This is a genomic window from Bosea sp. AS-1 (genome assembly GCF_002220095.1).
In the GTDB taxonomy this organism is placed as follows: domain Bacteria; phylum Pseudomonadota; class Alphaproteobacteria; order Rhizobiales; family Beijerinckiaceae; genus Allobosea.
Window position 1 is genome coordinate 1,455,216 of sequence record NZ_CP022372.1, and the last position, 19,895, is coordinate 1,475,110.

A 19,895-nucleotide genomic window follows, 5' to 3' on the forward strand; every position below is an offset into this window, starting at 1 on the left:
GCATGCCCATGAACCACTGGCTTCACGGCATGTTCACGGCGCTGGTGACGCCGTTCGATGGCGAGGCGATCGATTACGATGCGCTGGAGCGCCTGATCGCATGGCAAATCGCGCAGGGGGCGGATGGCATCGTCATCGGCACCGTCTCAGGCGAGACCTCGGCGCTGACCGAAGCGGAGCGGCAGGCGTTGCTGGCTGCCGCGCGCAGCATCGCTGGCCGGCATTTCCCGGTCGTCGCCGCCGTCGGCAGTTATGCGACGGCGGATACGGTCGCGGCTGTGGTTGCGGCAGAACGGGCGGGCGCTTCGGCCTTGCTGCTGCGGATGCCCTATTACAGCCGTCCGACCCAGGCCGGGCTCGCCGCCCATGCGCTGGCGGCTGCACAGGCAACGGGGCTCGAGATCGTGCTCGACAACGATCCGGATCGTTGCGGCGTCGACATCGCGCCGGAGACGCTGGGACAGTTCGAAGGGGCGGAAAATATCGTCGGCATCCTGGAACGGCGCGGCGATCTCACCCGCTGCGATCGGATCGCGCGGGTGCGCGACCGTCGCTTCATGCGGTTGACCGGAGCGGCCGGGACAATCCCGTCCTATCTGCTGGCCGGGGGCTGCGGCGCCGTCACGAGCGTGGGCAATCTCGCCCCGCATTGGCTTGCGCGATTGGAAAGCGCGGCGCGTTCCGAATTCTACGGCCAGGCGCAGATTCTGCAGCGCAGACTCGTCCCGCTGCTCGATCTCCTGGCCGCCGAGCCGGATCCGGTGCTCGTCAAGCTCGCCCTGTCGATGCTCCACCCGGGCGTCGACCAGGCTTGCCGGGCGCCGCTGACACCGGCTTGCCCGGGGCTGGCGGCGCTCCTTCGCGAGACCATCGAGGATCTGCCGCACCCGTTCCCGAAAGTCGCCGCGGCGCAGGCCATGAGCCTTGTCGCGACGAGGAGGGCGAACGGCCGCGCCTGAGATCGCGCTGCCGCTTTCCTGAAACGAAGGAGGCTCCCATGTCCGTGATCGGCAGTTACCGTCGCCGGCGCGAGGCGGTCTACCAAAGCACCAGGCGCGTTTCCGCCGGTGGCTGGAAGGCCGACCTGCTGCATCTGTGCGGCTCGATCGTACTGATGGCCGCAGTCATCGGTATCCGTGTCTGGTGGTATCTGCACCATGGCTGATGCAGCCAAGCAAAAGGGCGCCGCCCGAAGGTGGCGCCCTTGTCGAGTTCACACAGAACCGTCGGTCAGCCGAGCTTGGCGTAGGCCGGCACGGTGAGGAAATCCTCGAAGTTCGGCGCCAGCGACAGCGCCTCGAACAGCGCGATCGCCTCGGGGAAGCGGCCCTTGGCATAGTTCTCGCGGCCGAGCTCGCTTTTCACGCGCTCCATCTCTTCCGGCAGGCAGCGCTTGAACAGGGCCGCATCGGCCTTGACTCCGCCCTCGAGCGCGACGCCGTACTGGACAAACTGCCAGATCTGGGCGCGGCTGATCTCGGCAGTCGCGGCATCCTCCATCATGTTGTAGATCGGCACCGCGCCGCGGCCGCGCAGCCAGGCCTCGATATACTGGACGCCGACGCGGATATTATCGCGGAAGCCTTCCTCGGTGCGCGTGCCCTGATGGACCTCCAGCAGGTCCTTCGTGCCGACGTTGACGTCATCGCGCGTCTTGCCGAGCTGGTTCGCCTCCGGCATCAGCCGGTCGAACACCTCCATCGCCACCGGCACGAGATCGGGATGGGCGACCCAGGTGCCGTCATGGCCATCGCCGGCCTCGCGCTCCTTGTCGGCCTTGACCTTGGCAAAGGCGGCAGCGTTGGCCTCGGGGTTGTTCTTGACCGGGATCTGCGCGGCCATGCCGCCCATCGCGAAGGCGCCGCGCTTGTGGCAGGTCTTAATCAGCAGCAGCGAATAGGCGCGCAGGAAGGCCTTGGACATCACGACCTGCGAGCGATCGGGCAGGACATAGGCCTTGTTGCGGGCGAGCTTCTTGATGAAGGAGAAGATGTAGTCCCAGCGGCCGCAATTCAGGCCGGCCATGTGCTCGCGCAGTTCGTAGAGGATCTCGTCCATCTCGAAGGCGGCGGGCAGGGTTTCGATCAGGACGGTGGCCTTGATCGTGCCGTTCTTCAGGCCGAGCGCCGACTGCGCCGCGACGAAGACGTCGTTCCAGAGCCGGGCTTCGAGATGGCTCTCCAGCTTCGGCAGGTAGAAATACGGGCCGGAGCCGGCGGCGAGCGACGCCTTGGCGTTGTGGAAGACATAAAGGCCGAAATCGACCAGGGAGCCCGAGGCCACCTCGCCGTCGATCTCGATATGGCGCTCGGGTAGATGCCAGCCGCGCGGGCGGATGATCAGGACGGCCGGCTTGTCTTTGAGCTTGTAGTCCTTGCCGTTCGACGGGTCGGTGAAGTCGATCTTGTTGGCCCAACGGTCCTTCAGGTTGATCTGGCCTTCGATCATGTTCGCCCAGACCGGCGAGGAGGCATCCTCGAAATCGGCCATGAAGACCTTGGCGCCGGAATTCAGCGCGTTGACGATCATCTTGCGGTCGACGGGGCCGGTGATCTCGACGCGGCGGTCCTGCAGGTCGGCCGGGATCGGCGCGACAGTCCAGGCGCCCTCGCGGATATGCCGGGTCTCGGCCAGGAAATCTGGCGTCTCGCCGGCGTCGAAGCGCTTCTGGCGTTCGGCGCGCACGGCGAGGAGGCGCTTGCGCGTCTCGTTGAAGCGGCGGTGCAGGTCGGCGACGAAGGCAAGGGCATCGCGAGTCAGGATTTCATCGAAGCGCGGTGCGAGCGCGCCCTTGACGACGACGCCAGCGGGCAAATCGAGCGAGGGGGTATCGGACATGAGCTTCCTCCTGAAAGGTTGGGATCATGTTCGCTTGAAATTGGCTTTTTCTAAATGCCGAAAAAATGATGATGACTTGTTCCTGTGTGGAATAAATATCGTCGATGACAAAAAGAGCGGGATTATGCACGTAACGGTTGTGTTTCCGGCGCGCCATAGCGCGGCATGACGCTGCGGAAGCCGATTTTGCATCAAAATGCGCAAATAGGTCTGACTTCCTCGAATCGGTTTTAGCAATTTGTAAGTTCCCGGCCCCAACGCTCGCCTCGTCGAATGTGCCAATTCGACCTGGGGTGACACAAGAATGAACAAGCTCGGCTCCCTGCGTTTCCTGATGCGCCGGTTCAGGATGGACCAGCGCGGCAACGTCATGATGCTGTTCGGGCTCATGTTGGTGCCGCTGATGGGTTTCGTCGGCGTCGCTGTCGATTACTCGCGCGCCAGCAACCTCCGGCAGGCGCTGAACGCCGCGATCGATTCCGCCGCGCTGATGGCGGCGCGCGATGCGCAAAAGCTTACGGATGACGAGGTCAAGGCGCGTGTCACGGCCTGGGTGAAGGATAATCTGCCGGCCGACGCGAAGAGCGAATTCGTCGATGCGACGGTGACCATCGACCGCCAGGCGCGCACGGTGAAGATCGTCGCGAATGCGCAGATGCCGACGACCGTCACCCGTGTTCTCGGTTCCGACAAGCTCGACGTTTCCAGCACGAGCCAATCGACATGGGGAACGAACACGATCGAGCTGGCGCTGGTGCTCGATAATACGGGCTCCATGAAGGATAACGGCAAGATGACCGCGTTGAAGGCGGCCGCCAACGACCTGATCACGATTATGCAAAAGGCAACGGATCCGACTGTGCCCGACCAGATTCGGATATCCATCGTTCCATTCTCGACGCGCGTGATCCTCGATACCAGCTTGAAGACAGCATCCTGGCTGCGCTGGGACCAGAAGACCTGCAGTAGCAACTGGCCCTATACCTGTACCACGATTACCAAGAACGCTTGGCAGGGCTGTGTAACGGATCGCGATAAATCCTACGACACTAGCGACGGCGATGGTGCGACAACCAACGCGACAATGTATCCAGCCGACTTTTGCGACCAATACTCTCCGGCGACCCAGGCGAAGGTGCTGCCCCTGACGAGCGACTGGGCGGCCCTGACAGCTCGTGTCAGTGCGATGCAACCAACAGGCGCGACGAACATCACAATCGGTGCGGTGTGGGGAATGGCTACGCTCAGCCCGAGCGATCCGTTCACTCAGGCCAAGCCGGCTTCGACGCCGCGTCTGAAGAAGTACATGATTCTCCTGACCGATGGCGACAACACGAAGAATCGTTGGGACGGCAACGGCTCAAGTCCCAGCCCTGCTGTTGATGACCGGACGACGCTCGCCTGCAACAACATCAAGACGGCCGGGGTCACCATTTACACGATCCGCGTCATGGATGGGAACGCGGCGCTGCTGCGTAACTGCGCGACGACCCCGAGCATGTATTACGAAGTGACGGCTGCGTCCCAGCTCAGTCCTATCTTCAAGGCGATCGCCAGCGAGATCAGCCAGGTCCGCCTGACGCAGTAAAGCCGGCGAGTTCGGCGAAGCGCGCCAGAAAGCGCGCCTGCGCCATCTCGGTGTCGAGTGGCTCCAGCCAGGCGAGTACGGCGGCCGGCAGCGCTTGCGGCCGGCCGAAGAACTTCAGCGCCTCCTCGCGGCCGAAGCCGGCGAGCTGCGTCGCCTCGAAAAAGGCTGCGATGGTATCGGCATCCTTGGTCCTCCGCTTCAGCATGGCGGGCGTCACCGCTGGCAAGCCGAAGCGCAGGTGGATCGCGGCGAGCAGGCGCAGTTCCACGCTCTTATAGGCATCGCCCATCACCACCTTGAACGGCGAGATCATGTCGCCGATGACGTATTCCGGCGCGTCGTGCAGCAGCGCCATTAACCGCCAGGCGGCGCTCCAATCCGGATTGAGATGGCCGGCGATGGCCTCGACCAGCAGGCAGTGCTGAGCGACCGAGAAGGAGTGGGCGCCGCGCGTCTGGCCGTTCCAGCGGGCGACGCGGGCAAGGCCGTGGGCGATGTCCTCGATCTCGATATCGAGGGGCGAGGGGTCGAGCAGGTCGAGCCTTCGGCCCGAGAGCATGCGCTGCCAGGCACGGGGTGGTTCGGGCTTGCGGGCCATCAGGCAGCAGGGCGGCTGTCGCGCGCGAGCGCCGCGCATTCGCTCCAGCGGAAGCAGCCGGTGAGGTGGTCATTGACCAGACCGCAGGCCTCCATGAACGCGTAGACGATGGTCGGGCCGCAGAAGGTGAAGCCTGCCTTCTTCAGCTCCTTCGAGATCGCCTCCGACACCCTGGTCTGGGTCGGCACCTCGCCCTGCGTCCGATAGCTGTTCTGCAGCACGCGGCCATCGAGATGCTTCCAGAGGAAATCGGCGAAGGGTTCGCGTTCGCTCAGTTTCAGATAAGCTTGCGCGCTCTTGATCGTGCCCTCGATCTTGCCGCGATGGCGGATGATGCCGGGATCGGCGAGCAGGCGCTGGACATCGGCCTCGGTGAAACGGGCGACCTTTTCCGGCTCGAACCCGGCAAAGCCGGCGCGGAACGCGTCGCGCTTCCTGAGGATGGTGATCCAGGACAGGCCGGCCTGGAAGCCATCGAGGATCAGCTTTTCCCAGAGCGCGCGGGAATCATATTCCGGCACACCCCATTCGGTGTCGTGATAGGCGAGATAGAGCGGATCGGTGCCGGGCCAGCGGCAGCGGAACTTGCCGTCGGGGCCCTGGATCGCGGTGCGTTCCTCGGTCAAGACAATCGCCTCGCTCACAGGGCAGCTCCCGCGGCGGCCCCGAAGCCCGGCTCGCCGGGGAAGGGGAAGCGGATGAAATCGGGCTTCTTCGCCAGATGGAAGGCGAGTCCGCCGCCGAGCGGTGTGTGTCCGGCTGCCGTGGCGTCGGCCAACCGGTCGAGCCTCAGCATCGCGAGTGCCTTGCCATTCGCGGTCGAGCCGATGGTGCCGAGCGGCTTGCCACCGGCCGTGGCCTCGGCGCCGGTTTCGGTGGCGATGCCGTCATCGAAGACGATCGGCACGACACGGGTGCGGGCCGTACCGCGGTGCTGCATGCGGGAGACGACCTCCTGACCGATATAGCAGCCCTTCTTGAAGGAAACGCCGCCGAGCTGGTCGAGCAGCGCCTCGTGCGGAAAGGTGTCGCCATAGGGGAAGTCGCGGCCGCCGGCGGGAATGCCGAGCGCGATGCGGCGGGCGTGATAGGTCTCGGGCTCGGCATCGATGAGGCTGTCGATACCAGCGGCGTCGGCGATAGCGCGCTGCCCGAGTGCGGGCAGGCGCGGGTCCTCATAGACGAAGCCGGCCTCGGCCGGCAGCGGTGCGCCATCGGCAGAGGCGAGGACGGCGCTCGCCTCGGTCAGATCGTCGAGCGTCACCTTGGCGCGCAGCTTGTAGAGCTTCAGGCGTTTCATCAGATCGGCGGTCTGGAGCAGGGGCGTGTCGAGCAGGAAGCCGCCACCGTCTTCCACCGGCAGCGCGACGATGAAGAAATCGCAGATGATCTTGCCTTGCGGCGTCAGCAGCGCACCGTAGCCGGCCCGGCCCGGCGCCACCGCGTCCATCTCGTTGGTCACGATGTTATCGAGGAAAGGGCGGGCATCCTCGCCGCTGACGCGGATGACGCCGCGGTCGATCAATCGGGTGGCGGACATAGGCCGTTCCAGTTCTGGTTTCGGGTCGGGGTCTCGACAGCCGAAAAGGAGACGTTGGCGCCACCCGAAAGCTGTTTGGACTTCCGGGACGGCGCGTTGGCCGATAGGTAGGCTTCATCCCGTGTTTGCTCAACCTCCCGGAGACTGCCATGCCCCAGACTTACGACGTCGTTCTCAAGGGCGGCACGGTGGTGAACCAGGATGGCCGCGTCGCGCGCGATGTCGGCATCGTCGGCGGCAAGATCATGGCGCTGGGCGATCTCAGCCAAGCCTCGGCCGGGGAGGTGATCGATTGCACCGGCCTGCACATCCTGCCGGGCGTCATCGACAGCCAGGTGCATTTCCGCGAGCCGGGGCTCGACCACAAGGAGGATCTGGAGAGCGGCTCGCGCTCGGCCGCGCTCGGCGGGGTGACCTGCGTCTTCGAGATGCCGAACACGATTCCGCAGACGACCACCCCCGAGGCGCTGGCCGACAAGGTGAAACGCGGCAAGCACCGCATGCATTGCGACTTCGCCTTCTGGGTCGGCGGCACGCATGAGAACGCCGTCCATGTACCGGAGCTGGAACGGCTGCCGGGCGCGGCCGGCATCAAGGTGTTCATGGGCTCCTCCACCGGCGACCTGCTGGTCGAAGACGACAAGGGCGTGGCCGAGATCCTGAAGCGGACGCGCCGGCGCGCCGCCTTCCATTCGGAAGACGAGACGATGCTGCGCGAGCGCATGGGACTCAGGGTCGAGGGCGACCCGTCGAGCCACCCGGTCTGGCGCTCGCCGGAGGTGGCGCTGACCTGCACCAAGCGGCTGGTCAGGATCGCGCGGGAGACCGGCGCGCGCGTCCATATCCTGCACATTTCCACGGGCGAGGAGATGGTCTTCCTCAAGGACCATAAGGATGTCGCGACGGTCGAGGTGTTGCCGAACCATCTGACGCTGGTGGCGCCGGATTGCTACGAGCGGCTCGGCACCTATGCGCAGATGAACCCGCCGATCCGTGACGACAGCCATCGCCAGCGCATCTGGTGGGGCGTCGAGCAGGGCATCGTCGACGTGCTGGGCTCCGACCATGCGCCGCATACCGATGAGGAGAAGCACCATCCCTATCCGGCGAGCCATTCCGGCATGCCGGGCGTGCAGACGCTGGTGCCGATCATGCTCGACCATGTGAATGCAGGCCGGCTGACGCTGGAACGCTTCGTCGATCTCAGCAGCGCCGGGCCGCAGCGCATCTTCGGGCTGGAGGGCAAGGGTCGGATCGCGGTGGGCTACGACGCCGACTTCACCATCGTCGACCTCAAGCGCCGCGAGACGATCACCAAGGAGTGGAGCGCCTCGAAATGCGGCTGGACGCCCTATGACGGCGTCACGGTCACCGGCTGGCCGGTCGGCACCTTCGTGCGCGGCCTCAAGGTGATGTGGGAGGGCGAGCTGACGACGCCCTCGCAAGGCGAGCCGGCCCGTTTCCTGGAGGCGCTGCCGCGCGGCGCCTGAGCGCGGAGGCACGGCCTGAAAAATTCTCGCGGCGGGATGTCGAAACCCGCTGGGCTCGTTCGACGTGTCGTCAGGAAGCGATGATGACAGCGGATCATCCGCTGTCGCCGCTCCGCGCAATGGAGGAACGAGATGAGAGAGATCGTTGCTGCGACTTTCCTGTCGCTCGACGGCGTGATGCAGGCGCCGGGCGGACCGGACGAGGATCCGACGGGCGGCTTCAAGCTCGGCGGCTGGATCGTCAACTATGGGGATGCGGTCTCCAACCAGGCGGTAGGCGACATCTTTGCCGAGCCTTTCGACCTGCTGCTCGGGCGCAAGACCTATGAAATCTTCGCCGCGCACTGGCCCTTCACCGAAGACGATGGTGCCATTGCCGAGGCCTTCAACCGCGCCACCAAATATGTCGCGTCACGCTCGGGCGTCGCGCTCGACTGGCAGAATTCCGTCTCGCTCGGCGACGACGTCGTGGCGCGGCTGACCGCGCTGAAGCGCGAGGAGGGGCCGCGGCTCCTGATCCAGGGCAGCGGCGACCTGATTCAGACCTTGCTGCGGCACGATCTGATCGATGAGATGCAGCTGATGATCTACCCGCTGCTGCTCGGCAAGGGAAAGCGGCTGTTTGGCCAGGGTGCGTTGCCGGCGGCGATGAGCTTCATCGACGGCAAGGTCTCGCCCACCGGCGTCATGATCGGCCGCTACCGCCGCAACGGTGAGGTCAAGCCCGGCTCCTTCGCGATGGCTGAGCCGAGTCAGGCCGAGATCGCGCGTCGCCGGAAATGGGCGGCGGAAGGCTGAACCAAAAATTTTTTCGGAAGCGATGTCGATTCGGGCGCAGCTCGTTCGACGTGAGGATGAAGGCGCAGGATCGCCTTCGATCGAAAACGGATCCAAGGGAGAAGACCGATGCGTGTGATGGTTCTGGTCAAGGCCGACAAGGACAGCGAAGCCGGCATCATGCCGAGCAACGACATCCTGACGAAGATGGGAGCCTATAACGAGGAGTTGGTGAAAGCCGGCGTCATGCTGGCCGGCGAGGGGCTGCATCCGAGCTCGAAGGGCATCCGCATGCGCTTCTCGGGTGCTGAGCGGGCGATCACGGACGGCCCCTTCGCCGAGACGAAGGAATTGCTCGCAGGCTTCTGGCTCTGGCAGGTGAAGTCCTTCGACGAGGCGGTCGCGTGGCTGAAGCGGGCGCCCTTCGACGGCGGTACCGAGATCGAGCTGCGCCCGGTCTTCGAGATGGAGGATTTCGGCGAGGCGATGACGCCGGAGCTGTGCGAGCAGGAGCGCCGCCAGCGCGCCGAGACGGCGAAGCTCGCCGGCTGAACTGAAACCCAATCGATCGGACGGTGAGAGGTCCGCCTCCACCGGTCCGCCCAAGGAGAAAGCCGATGCGTGTGATGGTTCTGGTCAAGGCCAGCAAGGACAGCGAAGCCGGCGTGATGCCGGACCCGGACGGCTTCGCGAAGATGGGCGTCTACAACGAGGATCTGATCAAGGCTGGCATCCTGCTGGCTGCGGAGGGGTTGCACCCGAGCTCGAAGGGCATCCGCATGCGTTTCTCGGGCAGCGAGCGGGCGATCACCGACGGGCCGTTCGCCGAAACCAAGGAGCTGCTGGCCGGCTTCTGGCTCTGGCAGGTGAAGTCCTTCGACGAGGCGGTCGAGTGGCTGAAGCGCGCGCCCTTCGACGGCGGTACCGAGATCGAGCTCCGGCCCGTCTTCGAGCTGGAGGAGTTCGGCGAGATGGTGACGCCGGAGCGGCGCGAGCGGAAGGAACAGCTGCGCGCCGAATTCGAGAAGCGCGGCCGCTGATCGGACGGAGCTCGTAACCCCTTTCAATCCGAACGGTGTGAGCGACGCCTCCACCCGTACAAGGAGAAGACCGATGCGTTTCATGGTGATGGTCAAGGCGACCAAGGACAGCGAAGCCGGCGCTCCGCCGACCCAGGAGCTGCTCGAAGCGATGATGGCTTATAACGAGGAGCTGGTGAAAGCCGGCATCATGAAGGGCGGCGACGGATTGCAGCCCAGCTCGAAGGGGGCGCGCGTGCAATTCGACGGTGCCAAGCGTTCCGTCGTCGATGGGCCCTTCGCCGAGACCAAGGAGCTCGTTGCGGGCTACTGGCTCTGGGAATGCGCCTCGCTCGACGAGGCGATCGCTTGGGTCAAGCGCTGCCCCAACCCGATGCCCGGCCCGTCCGAGATCGAGATCCGGCCGTTGTTCGAGCTCGCTGATTTCGGCGAGATCGTCACGCCGGAGACCGCGGCGCAGTGGGATCGCCTCAAGAGCGAGGCGGAAGGCAAGGACTGATCGGCTCCCGGCCTAGCGAAGCTTGCCAGCGAAGGCTGCTGATGGTGTGTATCGCTCCCGATGTCGGCAAGCGATGCACACCGCACTATTGAGACGGTCTGGCGCATGGAGGCCCCGAAGCTGATCGCGGGCCTCGTGCGGCTGACGCGCGATGTCGGCCGGGCCGAGGAGCTGGCGCAGGACGCGCTGGTCGCGGCATTGAAGCAGTGGCCTGAGGAGGGTGTCCCGCGCAATCCCGCGGCCTGGCTGATGCAGGTCGCCAAGCACCGCGCGCTGGACACGGTCCGCCACGAGGCGATGGCGCGCCGCAAGCAGGAAGAGCTCGGCCGCGACCTCGATGACGATCATTCCGTCATGCCCGATCTCGATGCCGCACTCGACGATGAAGTGGGCGACGACCTACTCCGGCTGATCTTCACCGCCTGCCATCCGGTGCTGCCGCAGGAGGCGAGGCTGGCGCTGACGCTGAAGTTGCTCGGCGGCCTGACGACGGAAGAGATCGCCCGCGCCTTCCTGGTGCCCGAGCCGACGATGGCGCAACGTATCGTGCGGGCCAAGAAGACGCTCAGCGACGCCAAGGTACCTTATGAGGTGCCTGTCGGCCCCGAGCTCGGCGAGCGGCTCGCCTCGGTGCTCGAGGTGGTCTACCTGATCTTCAACGAGGGCTATGCCGCAACGGCGGGCGAGGACTGGGTGCGTCCGACGCTGTGCGAGGAGGCGTTGCGGCTGGGGCGCATCCTGGCGGCGCGGGCGCCGCAGGAGCCGGAGGTTCACGGGCTCGTGGCGCTGATGGACCTGCAGGCTTCGCGGCTCAGAGCTCGCACCGGTCCCAAGGGGGAACCGATCCTGCTGCTTGACCAGAACCGCGCTCGCTGGGACCGGCTGCTGATCGGGCGCGGGCTCGCCGCGCTGGAACGGGCGCAGCAGCTCGCCGGCGTCTCTCCCGGCCCCTTCCTGCTTCAGGCGGCGCTCGCCGCCTGCCATGCTCGAGCCCGCACCGCCGACGAGACGGACTGGGCGCGAATCGTGACGCTCTACGGCGTTCTCGCACGCGTGACCCCGTCACCGATCGTGGAGCTCAACCGGGCCGTTGCCGTTTCGATGGCGGAAGGGCCGGCGGCGGGGCTCGCCCTGGTCGAGGCGCTGGCGGCGGAGCCGGCACTCAAGCGCTACCACCTGCTGCCGAGCGTGCGCGGCGACCTTCTGTCCAAGCTCGGCCGGCATCGTGAAGCGGCAGAGGCGTTCGAGCAGGCGGTCGCGCTGACGCGCAACGTCCAGGAGCAGGCGTTGATGCAGAAGCGGGCCGAAACCGCGCGTGCTGCCGCTGGTTAGATCATCGCGCGTCCTACGGACGCGATAACGATGATCGATCCCAGTGCTGGCGCATCGGATCTTTCCGAAAAGCGGATTCCGCTTTTCTGTCCGATGCTCTAGTGGCGCGTGCCGCTGGTGAAGGCGCCGCAGCGGACCTTCTCGGGCAGGGCTTCGGCGAAGACGGCGGTCGCTTCCTCGCCATAGGTCTCGACCAGCGTGCGCAGCGCCGCGAAGAGGGCGGCGTGGGCCATGGCATCGGAATCGAGCCCGTCCTGCTGGCCTTCGGCGAAGGCGTCCTCGACGTAACCGTAGGCAACGCGGCGCGCGTCGCCATGGTCCTCGGGGAGGTTCGGGTCGAGCATCGGGTCGTCTGAAAGGATCGACATCGAGACGGGACTCTGCGGCCTCTGGCTGGTGCGAATCGCGCCGGTTCTGCCCCGGATCGCGACGGTTTGCGATGGTCCAGTCATAGGCCGTGCCAGAGCGGGACGCTACCGTGGCGTTTAAGAAAGGTTAACGCGATCGCAAGAATTCCACCGAAGATCGTATTCGAGCAACAGCTGTTGCCTATCCGCCATAGCGCCCGGCGAGTGCCCGCGACAACTGTCCGCCCTGATCGGCGAGGCGGCCCGCTGCCTCCTGGCTGGCATCGGTGCAGGCCCTGTGCGTCAGCGCGTAGGCCTTGAAGCCGCGATTGAAGGCCGCCGTCAAGCGGTCGCGGCGCTGCGGCGTGCGTCCTTCCGCCTCGACCAGCGCCGCCATGCGATTGCGCCAGTCCTGTGCCTCCTTGCCGCCGCAGAGCGTGCGCAGATAGGCGAGCGAGCCCATGATCTCGGCGAGTTGCAGGAGCTGGGGCTCATAGGGTGGGCCATCCGGCTCTGGCGGTGCGGGTTCGGGCGGCTTGGCGCCCTGCGCCGGTTTCGCCGCGGGTGCGGCGGGGCGCTGCTGGGCGATCGCCGCGACGGGCGAACCGGCGAGCAGCAGGGCAAGGGCTGCGGCGACGACCCTCACGCCGGGCGCCCCTCGGCATGGAGCTTGTGGGCGCGGCGCAGCACCTCACCGAGTTCGCGGGTGGTGGCGAGCCCGCCGAGTTTCAGCGGATCGACCCACATCACGGCCCCGGCTTCCGGGCCGGTGCGCGGCTCGCCGGAGAGCCATTCGCCGATGAAGGAGGCGACGACGAAATGATGCGTCACCGCGCCTTCGGCATTGCGGCCGAAGATCTCGACATGGCGGTTGAACCCGAGGATGCGGGCCGTGACACCGACCTCCTCGTCGAGTTCGCGCAAGGCGGCTTCCTCCAGCGTCTCGCCGGCCTCGACCTTGCCGCCGGGCAGGGACCAGAGCTGGTCGGCCGGCGGTTTGGTGCGGGTCGCGAGCAGCACCTTGCCGTCGCGAAACACGGCAATGGAGGCCGCCAGCACCGGCCGCGCCGGCGCCTTGCCCGCAGCCGGGAAGCGGATGACCTGGCCGTCCCCGCTCAAACGTGCTGCCCGCCATTGATGTGGAGTTCCGAGCCGGTGACGTAGCTCGAGGCGTCGGTGCAGAGGAAATAGATCGCTCGCGCCACCTCGTCCGGCTTGCCCAGCCGCTGCATCGGCAGGGTGGCGACGATCTTCTCCGTGCCGGGCGAGAGGATCGAGGTGTCGATCTCGCCGGGCGAGATGGCGTTGACGCGGATACCCAGCGGCCCGAAATCGGCCGCCATCTCACGGGTCAGGCTGGCGAGCGCCGCCTTCGAGGTCGCATAGGCCGCCCCCGCGAAGGGATGGACGCGGGAACCGGCGATCGAGGAGACGTTGACGATCGCACCCCTCGCCGCCTTCAGCTCGTCGAGCAGGCCGCGGGCCAGCATGATCGGCGCAAAGAAATTGACCTGGAAGACCTTGTGCCAGTCGTTGAAGGAGGTGGTGGCGGCGCCGAGCCGCTCACCCTTCGGTCCCTTCGGCGAGATGCCGGCATTGTTGACGAGAGCGTGGAGCTTGCCGCCCTCGGCGACGAGCCTCTTCTTGATCTCGGCGATGCCGCGCATCGTGTCCTCTGGATCGCCGAGGTCGATCTGGACATGGTCGTCGGCACCGGAGGGCCAGGGGCATTTCTCGGAAAAGGCCTGGCGCGAGCAGGACAGGATGCGCCAGCCCGCCATGGCGAACTGCATCACCGTGGCGTGGCCGATGCCGCGGCTCGCACCGGTCAGCAGCATGACCGGACGCTTGCCCGCTTCAGTCTTGGGAAAATCGAACTTCGGCATCGCCATGGGGAGTGTCCTCAGGGGTAGAGGCGCGTCTTCGTCCAGGGCTCGGCGGCCGAGGCGCGGCGGAAGACGATGCGGTCATGCAGACGGAAAGCGCCGTCGCGCCAGAACTCGATATAGACCGGGGTGATGCGAAAGCCACGCCAATGTGGCGGGCGCGGGATTTCGCCGATGCCGAACTTCACCGTGTAGCTCGCCACCGCCTTCTCCAGCGCGAAGCGGCTCTCCAGCGGGCGGGACTGCTGCGAGGCCCAGGCACCGATGCGGCTGTCACGTGGGCGCGACTGGAAATAGGCGTCCGATTCGGCGTCGCTCACCAGCTCGACGGGGCCGCGGATGCGGACCTGCCGGCGCAGGCTCTTCCAATGGAACAGGGCAGCAGCCTTGGGCTGGCCGAGCAGCTCCTGGCCCTTCTGGCTCTCGGTGTTGGTGTAGAAGACGAATCCGTCAGGGCCATGACCCTTGAGCAGCACCATGCGGCTGTTGGGCAGGCCGTCTGCGTCGACGGTAGAAAGCGCCATGCCGTTCGGGTCGTTCGGCTCGGATTTGGCCGCCTCGTCCAACCAGCTCTGAAACAAGGCGAAAGGCTCGTTTTCCTGGGTGAAGTCACCGCTCGTTAACGGTTGCACAGTCTAATCCTCCACAATGGTCAGTGGGCGTGGGCGAGCGGGGAAGTGATCCGGTTTCGGGCGGCTGGTTTATATAGGGCAGGGGCACAGACGTTCCAAAGCCTTCCTCGGCGCACGGCGCCCATGCGCTCATGCGTCGCTGCCACCGCCGTCGCGCTGGGCCTGCTGTGCGCCGGCTGTTCGGTGTCCTTCCCGATCCTCGGCCTGTCGAGCAAGAGCGAGGACGAAGTCGCGACGACATCGGCCATCCTGCCGGCGCGCGGGCCGGACAAGGAAGCCGGCCTCGGGCACCTCGCGAGCGAGCTCGGCCCCGAAGACTTGCGCCGCGCCGACGGCGCCATGTCTGTCGCGCTCGACCCGCAGGGCAACGGTGCCGCAGTCTCCTGGGACAATCCGCAGACCGGCATCAAGGGGTCCTTCGTGCCGGTCGGCGGCCCGTTCCTGCGCTCGGACGAGATCTGCCGCGCCTTCATCGCCAGCGTTCAGACACAGAGCCGGCCGCTGAAGCTGCAGGGCACGGCCTGCCGGCCTTCGGGCGGCGACTGGGCCGTGAAGGACATGGAGCCCTGGAAGGGCCTGAGCTAGTCGTTCCACGGGACCGAGAGCGCGAGCCAAAAAGAGCGCAAGACGGTCGCGACGAAAGCGTATCCCGCGGGATGTTGCGTACGGGCCACACCATCCCCAGATAAGGCAAGGCGGACGGCCTGCCGGCAAAAGGGGCCGTCCTATTTGCGTGGAACGAGGTTTTTTGGATGCGCGACCCGTATCAGGTTCTGGGCGTCGCCCGCGGCGCGAGCGATGCGGAGATCAAGAAGGCTTTCCGCCGCCGTGCCAAGGAACTGCATCCCGACAGCAACCGGAGCGACCCGAAGGCGCAGGACAAGTTCGCCGAGCTGAACGCCGCCTATGAGATCGTCGGCGACGACGCCAAGCGCAAGCAGTTCGACCGTGGCGAGATCGATGCCGAAGGCAAGCCGCGCTTCCACGGCTTCGACGGCATGGGTGCAGGCATGGGCGGTCGCGGCGGCCGGGCCGGCGGCTTCGAATTCAACTTCGGCCAGGGCGGTTCGCCGTTCGGCCGCGGCGGCGACGCCGGTTTCGACGCTTCGGACATCTTCTCCTCGCTCTTCGGCGAGGCCGGCCGCCGCGCGCGCGGCAAGGCCGAGCCGCAGAAGCCAGCCGAGCAGAGCTTCACGCTGGAAGTCACGCTGGCCCAGGCGGTGAGCGGCGCGACGCGTCGCGTCAAGCTGCCCGGCGGGCGCGAGGTCGAGATCACCGTCCCGGAAGGGGTGAGCGACGGCAAGGTCATGCGCCTGCGTGGGCTCGGCCAGACCGATCCGTACTCCGGCGAGACCGGCGACGTGCTGATGACCATCAAGGTCAAGCCCGATCCGCGCTTCACGGTCGACGGCAACGATTTGCGCACGCGGGTCGCCGTGCCACTGGCCAAGGCGGTGCTCGGCGGGGCCCTGCATGTGCCGACGCTGACCGGCGCGGTCGAGATGACGATTCCTCCGATGACCGGCACGACCAAGCAGTTCCGGCTGCGCGGCAAGGGGCTGAAGGGCGAGAAGGGCGCTGTCGGCGATCTCTTCGTCGCCATCGATATCGAGATGCCGGCGAGCGACGCCGAGCTGACGGCGTTGATGAAGGTACGCGCCGACTGAGCGGAGCCCCGATCGGGAGGGCTCAAAGCGGCGCCGGGCCCTCCTGGCGTTACGGCAGGCGTTTCCTGGCGTGGGGACAGCGTTCAAAAGCGGTTTCCACTTCCCTGCGACTGTTCTAAGAGACCTGCTCATCGTTCACCCTGCGGGTTTCCCATGCCTGATTCCAACGCCGTTTCGCCGACCGCCAATCTCCTCAAGGGCAAGCGCGGGCTCGTGATGGGCGTCGCGAACAACCGGTCTATCGCCTGGGGCATCGCCAAGGCGGCGGCGGATGCGGGAGCGGAACTCGCCTTCACCTATCAGGGCGATGCGCTGAAGAAGCGGGTCGAGCCGCTTGCCAAGGAGCTTGGCGGCCATGTCGTCGGCCATTGCGACGTCACCGACGGCGCGACGATCGACGCGGTCTTCGCCGAGATCGAGAAGCTCTGGGGCAAGCTCGACTTCGTCGTCCACTGCATCGCCTTCTCCGACAAGGACGAGCTGACGGGCCGCTATGTCGAGACCAGCGAGGCGAACTTCTCCAAGTCGCTGCTGATCTCCTGCTACTCCTTCACGGCCATCACCCAGCGTGCCGAGAAGCTGATGCCGGATGGCGGCTCTCTGCTGACGCTGACCTATTATGGCGCCGAGAAGTGGATGCCGCACTACAACGTCATGGGCGTCGCAAAAGCTGCGCTGGAATCGAGCGTGCAGTATCTCGCCGCCGATCTCGGCCCCTCGAAGATCCGCGTCAACGCGATCTCGGCCGGCCCGATCAAGACGCTCGCCGCCTCGGGCATCGGCGATTTCCGCTACATTCTGCGCTGGAACGAGTACAACTCGCCGCTGCGTCGCACGGTCACCATCGAGGAGGTCGGCGAGACGGCGGTGTTCCTCGTCTCCGACATGTCGCGCGGCATCACCGGCGAGATCATGCATGTCGATGCCGGCTACCATGTCGTCGGCATGAAGGTGCCGACCGCGCCGGACATCTCGCTCGACAAGGGCGAGTGAGCCTCGGCGCTCTCGGCCCTTACTCTGTCAGCAATGCTCTCAATCGGTCCGTCGCGACATCGTCGCGGCGGATCGTTTCGTTTGCGACGGCCTCCAGCAAGGTCTTGACCGTTCGGCCGCCGATCTCGCGATCCGGCATGATCTGCGCCAGCGGCGCGAGCACGAAGGCGCGCTCGGCAATGCGTGGGTGCGGGATCTGCAGGCCCGGCTGGTCGATCGCCTCGGCCCCATAGGTCAGGATGTCGATATCGAGCGTGCGCGGTCCCCAGCGCTCGCGACGCTCCCGCCCACCGGCCCGTTCCAGATCGAGGCAGAGAGCCAGCAGCTCTTCCGCGGTCAGCGTCGTCTCGACCAGTGCCGCCATGTTGAGGAACTCCGGCTGGTCGGTCTTGCCCCAGGGCGCGGTGCGGTAGACCGATGACAGCCGCCCGAGTCTCACGGCCGGGTGGCGACGCAGGCCGATGAGCGCGGCGGCGAAAGCTGCGAGGGGATCGCCGAGATTGCCGCCGAAGGCGAGGGCCGCTTCAGTCGCCACGCCGGAAGCTCAGCCTGATGCCGACCGCGCTCAGCGTCGCCGGGATCGGCGGGGCCGGCTTGCGCAGGGTGACTTCGACGCCGGCGATCGGTGCGAAGGCGTCGAAAAGAGCGAGCGCGACGGCGCGTGCAGCGCCTTCGAGCAGGTGATAGCGCTGGGCCGTGAAAACCTCGCTGATCAGCGTGACCGCGCGGCCATAATCGACGGTATCGGCGAGGCGGTCGCTCTTGGCGGCAGCGCGCAGATCGACATCGAGCACGAGGTCGAGAATGAAGCGCTGGCCGAGCCGCTCCTCTTCCGAGAAAAAGCCGTGATAGGCGTAAATATCGAGCTTCTCGATCAGGATGCTGCCGGTTTCGCTCAAGGGATCACCTTCGTTTCGTCCGCGATCGCGTCCCAGACCTTGAGCGCGTCGATATGCGGCGCGACATCGTGGACGCGCAGGATGGCGGCGCCGCGGCTGGCGCCATAGAGATGGGCGGAGAGGGTGGCGGCCAGCCGTTCGGCCGGGACCTTGCGGCCGGTGAGGCGGCCGAGCGTCGATTTGCGCGAGGCGCCGAGCAGGATCGGGCAGCCGAGGACATTCAGCCGGTCGAGGTCGCGGATCAGGTCGAGATTCTGGCGCGGCGTCTTGCCGAAGCCGATGCCGGGGTCGATGACGATCTGCTGGCGCGGCACGCCGGCTTGGGTGGCGATGGCGATGGAGCGCTCGAGGAAACGCGCGACCTCGTCGAAGATGTCGAGTGCGGCATCGATCGTATCGCGGTTGTGCATCAGCACCATCGGGGCACCGGCCCGGGCCGCGACCGCGGCGATGCGGGGATCGCGTTGGGCGCCCCAGACATCGTTGATGATCGAGGCTCCGGCGGCGAGAGCGGCCTCCGCGACCTCCGCCTTGTAGCTGTCGATCGAGATCGGCACCTCGCTCCGTGCCTTCAGCCCGGAGATGACGGGGAGCACGCGGGCAAGCTCTGTCGCGGCATCGACGGTTTCGTGGCCGGGCCTGGTCGATTCGCCACCGATATCGACGATCGCCGCCCCTTCCTCGGCCAGCCGCAGACCATGCGCCACGGCCGCCTCGGCGCTGTCGAGCAGTCCGCCATCCGAAAAGGAGTCCGGCGTGACGTTGACGATGCCCATCAGCAGCGGCGCCTCGTCGAGCGAGAGGTTGCGGCCATCGGGTAGGGTGAGGGCAAGGGGCATGACGATCCGATGCGATAGCGCGTCCGGGCGCTATACACAGCCCGTGGATTTTCCACCACAGCAAGCGACGGATCGTCGCGATCGGGCGGATGCATGGCGGCCGGGCGCAGAAGGCTTTTGACCTCCCCGGACGAGGCGTGCAGAAGCCCCGCATGGTTCCGCTCTCGCTTCCGCACCGGCTCATCCTCGTCCGTCACGGCGAAACCGACTGGAATCGCGAAGGGCGCCTGCAGGGCGGCCGGGACATCCCGCTCAACGCGCTGGGGCGCGAGCAGGCAGCCGAGGCCGCCGACCGACTCAAGACGCTGGAGCCGGCTTTCGCGGACCTCGACTACATCTGCTCGCCGATGGAGCGGGCGCGCGAGACGATGGACATCCTGCGCCGCGATCTCGACCTGCCGGCCGGTGCCTATCGCATCGATGACCGCCTCAAGGAACTCACCTTCGGGGAATGGGAAGGTTTCACCTGGCGCGAGATCCGCAAGGCCGAGCGAGAGCAGGCGCACCTGCGCGAGCGCGACAAATGGGGCTTCGTGCCGCCGGGCGGCGAGAGCTATCGCATGCTGGCGGAGCGGGTCCGGCCCGTGCTGGCGGGGCTGGAGCGCGAGACGGTGATCGTCAGCCATGGTGGGGTCGCGCGCGCGGTGCTGGCGCTGGTCGGTGCGGTCGCTCCGCAGAAGGCGGCGATGGTCGAGATCTGGCAGGGCAAGCTGCTCGTCGTCGAGGGCGGCAAGGCCGACTGGCTCTGAATCCTGCGCCTGCCTGCGGGCATTCATCACCGGTTCACGGGTGATTTGGCAGGGGGAATGTGCTAGCAGAACCGCGTGGAGCGGCGGCTTGCCCGGCCGGGGGGGCTCGACCGGATAGCGCGGTCATGCGAGCGACGATTCCGGGTTTCTTTAAAGGTGCGTGACAAGGTGCGAATGAAGG

The 19,895-nt window shown here is 66.4% G+C and carries 26 protein-coding genes; 14 read left to right on the plus strand and 12 right to left on the minus strand.

Annotated elements, in window-relative coordinates; translation table 11 throughout:
- The first annotated feature begins 8 nt into the window (after positions 1 to 8).
- A complete protein-coding gene (locus CE453_RS08520) occupies positions 9 to 959 on the plus strand; it encodes a dihydrodipicolinate synthase family protein (RefSeq protein ID WP_157732949.1) in 951 nt (316 codons plus the stop codon).
- 38 nt (positions 960 to 997) lie between these two features.
- A complete protein-coding gene (locus tag CE453_RS28485; RefSeq protein WP_157732950.1) occupies positions 998 to 1,165 on the plus strand; it encodes a hypothetical protein in 168 nt (55 codons plus the stop codon).
- Positions 1,166 to 1,230: 65 nt separating this feature from the next.
- Here CE453_RS28485 and aceB read toward each other — a convergent pair whose 3' ends face one another.
- Positions 1,231 to 2,838: a malate synthase A gene (gene aceB, locus CE453_RS08525; protein ID WP_089174198.1), complete on the minus strand. Its 1,608-nt coding sequence runs from the start codon at positions 2,836 to 2,838 to the stop codon at positions 1,231 to 1,233.
- Between aceB and CE453_RS28490 the strand changes: the two genes are divergently transcribed.
- A complete protein-coding gene (locus CE453_RS28490) occupies positions 2,837 to 3,007 on the plus strand; it encodes a hypothetical protein (protein WP_157732951.1) in 171 nt (56 codons plus the stop codon). The genes aceB and CE453_RS28490 overlap by 2 nt on opposite strands.
- Positions 3,008 to 3,142: 135 nt before the next feature.
- Entirely contained in the window at positions 3,143 to 4,426 is a 1,284-nt protein-coding gene (locus tag CE453_RS08530) for a TadE/TadG family type IV pilus assembly protein (protein WP_089174199.1), read from the plus strand.
- Here CE453_RS08530 and CE453_RS08535 read toward each other — a convergent pair.
- From CE453_RS08535 to ygfZ, 3 genes are read right to left on the minus strand one after another with little or no spacing between them, the layout of a single operon-like run.
- Positions 4,401 to 5,063, minus strand: a complete 663-nt coding sequence (locus tag CE453_RS08535; RefSeq protein WP_248308002.1) for an HD family hydrolase — start codon at positions 5,061 to 5,063, stop codon at positions 4,401 to 4,403. The two genes, CE453_RS08530 and CE453_RS08535, sit on opposite strands and share 26 nt — an antisense overlap.
- The gene (locus CE453_RS08540) at positions 5,024 to 5,668 is read right to left on the minus strand and encodes a DNA-3-methyladenine glycosylase I (protein WP_472840982.1); all 645 of its coding nucleotides are present in this window, start codon (positions 5,666 to 5,668) and stop codon (positions 5,024 to 5,026) included. The genes CE453_RS08535 and CE453_RS08540 overlap by 40 nt, the downstream gene beginning before the upstream one ends.
- Entirely contained in the window at positions 5,665 to 6,564 is a 900-nt protein-coding gene (ygfZ, locus tag CE453_RS08545; protein ID WP_089174200.1) for a CAF17-like 4Fe-4S cluster assembly/insertion protein YgfZ, read from the minus strand. Before ygfZ ends, CE453_RS08540 begins: the two co-directional genes overlap by 4 nt.
- A 149-nt stretch (positions 6,565 to 6,713) precedes the next feature.
- Here ygfZ and CE453_RS08550 point away from each other — a divergent pair, with 149 nt between their 5' ends.
- The 6 genes from CE453_RS08550 (at position 6,714) to CE453_RS08575 (ending at position 11,702) form a co-directional block, all read left to right on the plus strand.
- A complete protein-coding gene (locus CE453_RS08550) occupies positions 6,714 to 8,054 on the plus strand; it encodes a dihydroorotase (RefSeq protein WP_089174201.1) in 1,341 nt (446 codons plus the stop codon).
- A 132-nt stretch (positions 8,055 to 8,186) separates the two neighbouring features.
- Complete coding sequence (locus CE453_RS08555) at positions 8,187 to 8,852, plus strand: dihydrofolate reductase family protein (RefSeq protein WP_089174202.1); 666 nt, start codon at positions 8,187 to 8,189, stop codon at positions 8,850 to 8,852.
- A gap of 108 nt (positions 8,853 to 8,960) precedes the next feature.
- Positions 8,961 to 9,383, plus strand: a complete 423-nt coding sequence (locus tag CE453_RS08560) for a YciI family protein (RefSeq protein WP_089174203.1) — start codon at positions 8,961 to 8,963, stop codon at positions 9,381 to 9,383.
- A gap of 65 nt (positions 9,384 to 9,448) precedes the next feature.
- Entirely contained in the window at positions 9,449 to 9,871 is a 423-nt protein-coding gene (locus CE453_RS08565) for a YciI family protein (RefSeq protein WP_089174204.1), read from the plus strand.
- A 73-nt stretch (positions 9,872 to 9,944) separates the two neighbouring features.
- Positions 9,945 to 10,370, plus strand: a complete 426-nt coding sequence (locus tag CE453_RS08570) for a YciI family protein (protein WP_089174205.1) — start codon at positions 9,945 to 9,947, stop codon at positions 10,368 to 10,370.
- Between the two features lie 105 nt (positions 10,371 to 10,475).
- Complete coding sequence (locus tag CE453_RS08575) at positions 10,476 to 11,702, plus strand: RNA polymerase sigma factor (protein WP_349236640.1); 1,227 nt, start codon at positions 10,476 to 10,478, stop codon at positions 11,700 to 11,702.
- Positions 11,703 to 11,800: 98 nt separating this feature from the next.
- On the opposite strand, the gene CE453_RS08580 is transcribed toward CE453_RS08575, so the two are convergent.
- The 5 genes from CE453_RS08580 to pdxH all read right to left on the minus strand — a co-directional run bounded on the left by CE453_RS08580 (position 11,801) and on the right by pdxH (position 14,567).
- On the minus strand, positions 11,801 to 12,070 hold the full coding sequence (locus CE453_RS08580) for a hypothetical protein (protein ID WP_440143708.1): 270 nt from the start codon (positions 12,068 to 12,070) through the stop codon (positions 11,801 to 11,803).
- Between the two features lie 181 nt (positions 12,071 to 12,251).
- Positions 12,252 to 12,695 carry a TIGR02301 family protein gene (locus tag CE453_RS08585; protein WP_089174207.1) on the minus strand — a complete coding sequence of 148 codons (444 nt, stop codon included), beginning with the start codon at positions 12,693 to 12,695 and terminating at the stop codon, positions 12,252 to 12,254.
- On the minus strand, positions 12,692 to 13,168 hold the full coding sequence (locus CE453_RS08590; protein WP_248308003.1) for an NUDIX hydrolase: 477 nt from the start codon (positions 13,166 to 13,168) through the stop codon (positions 12,692 to 12,694). The genes CE453_RS08585 and CE453_RS08590 overlap by 4 nt, the downstream gene beginning before the upstream one ends.
- Complete coding sequence (locus tag CE453_RS08595; RefSeq protein ID WP_089177786.1) at positions 13,165 to 13,887, minus strand: SDR family NAD(P)-dependent oxidoreductase; 723 nt, start codon at positions 13,885 to 13,887, stop codon at positions 13,165 to 13,167. The genes CE453_RS08590 and CE453_RS08595 overlap by 4 nt, the downstream gene beginning before the upstream one ends.
- Before the next feature lie 65 nt (positions 13,888 to 13,952).
- Positions 13,953 to 14,567, minus strand: a complete 615-nt coding sequence (gene pdxH / locus CE453_RS08600) for a pyridoxamine 5'-phosphate oxidase (protein ID WP_089174208.1) — start codon at positions 14,565 to 14,567, stop codon at positions 13,953 to 13,955.
- A 123-nt stretch (positions 14,568 to 14,690) separates the two neighbouring features.
- Between pdxH and CE453_RS08605 the strand changes: the two genes are divergently transcribed.
- The 3 genes from CE453_RS08605 (at position 14,691) to fabI (ending at position 17,227) form a co-directional block, all read left to right on the plus strand.
- Positions 14,691 to 15,152, plus strand: coding sequence for an RT0821/Lpp0805 family surface protein (locus tag CE453_RS08605; protein ID WP_089174209.1), 462 nt, complete (start codon positions 14,691 to 14,693; stop codon positions 15,150 to 15,152).
- 167 nt (positions 15,153 to 15,319) lie between these two features.
- Positions 15,320 to 16,234: a DnaJ C-terminal domain-containing protein gene (locus tag CE453_RS08610; protein ID WP_089174210.1), complete on the plus strand. Its 915-nt coding sequence runs from the start codon at positions 15,320 to 15,322 to the stop codon at positions 16,232 to 16,234.
- A 153-nt stretch (positions 16,235 to 16,387) separates the two neighbouring features.
- Positions 16,388 to 17,227 carry an enoyl-ACP reductase FabI gene (gene fabI / locus CE453_RS08615; protein ID WP_089174211.1) on the plus strand — a complete coding sequence of 280 codons (840 nt, stop codon included), beginning with the start codon at positions 16,388 to 16,390 and terminating at the stop codon, positions 17,225 to 17,227.
- A 19-nt stretch (positions 17,228 to 17,246) separates the two neighbouring features.
- On the opposite strand, the gene folK is transcribed toward fabI, so the two are convergent.
- Genes folK through folP form a run of 3 tightly spaced genes read right to left on the minus strand, consistent with a single transcriptional unit; the run spans position 17,247 to position 18,965 of the window.
- Positions 17,247 to 17,762, minus strand: a complete 516-nt coding sequence (gene folK / locus CE453_RS08620; RefSeq protein ID WP_089174212.1) for a 2-amino-4-hydroxy-6-hydroxymethyldihydropteridine diphosphokinase — start codon at positions 17,760 to 17,762, stop codon at positions 17,247 to 17,249.
- Complete coding sequence (gene folB / locus CE453_RS08625) at positions 17,752 to 18,126, minus strand: dihydroneopterin aldolase (RefSeq protein WP_157732952.1); 375 nt, start codon at positions 18,124 to 18,126, stop codon at positions 17,752 to 17,754. Before folB ends, folK begins: the two co-directional genes overlap by 11 nt.
- Entirely contained in the window at positions 18,123 to 18,965 is an 843-nt protein-coding gene (gene folP / locus CE453_RS08630) for a dihydropteroate synthase (RefSeq protein ID WP_089174213.1), read from the minus strand. The genes folB and folP overlap by 4 nt, the downstream gene beginning before the upstream one ends.
- A gap of 137 nt (positions 18,966 to 19,102) precedes the next feature.
- Here folP and CE453_RS08635 point away from each other — a divergent pair, with 137 nt between their 5' ends.
- The gene (locus CE453_RS08635; protein ID WP_349236641.1) at positions 19,103 to 19,714 is read left to right on the plus strand and encodes a histidine phosphatase family protein; all 612 of its coding nucleotides are present in this window, start codon (positions 19,103 to 19,105) and stop codon (positions 19,712 to 19,714) included.
- Positions 19,715 to 19,895 lie beyond the last annotated feature (181 nt).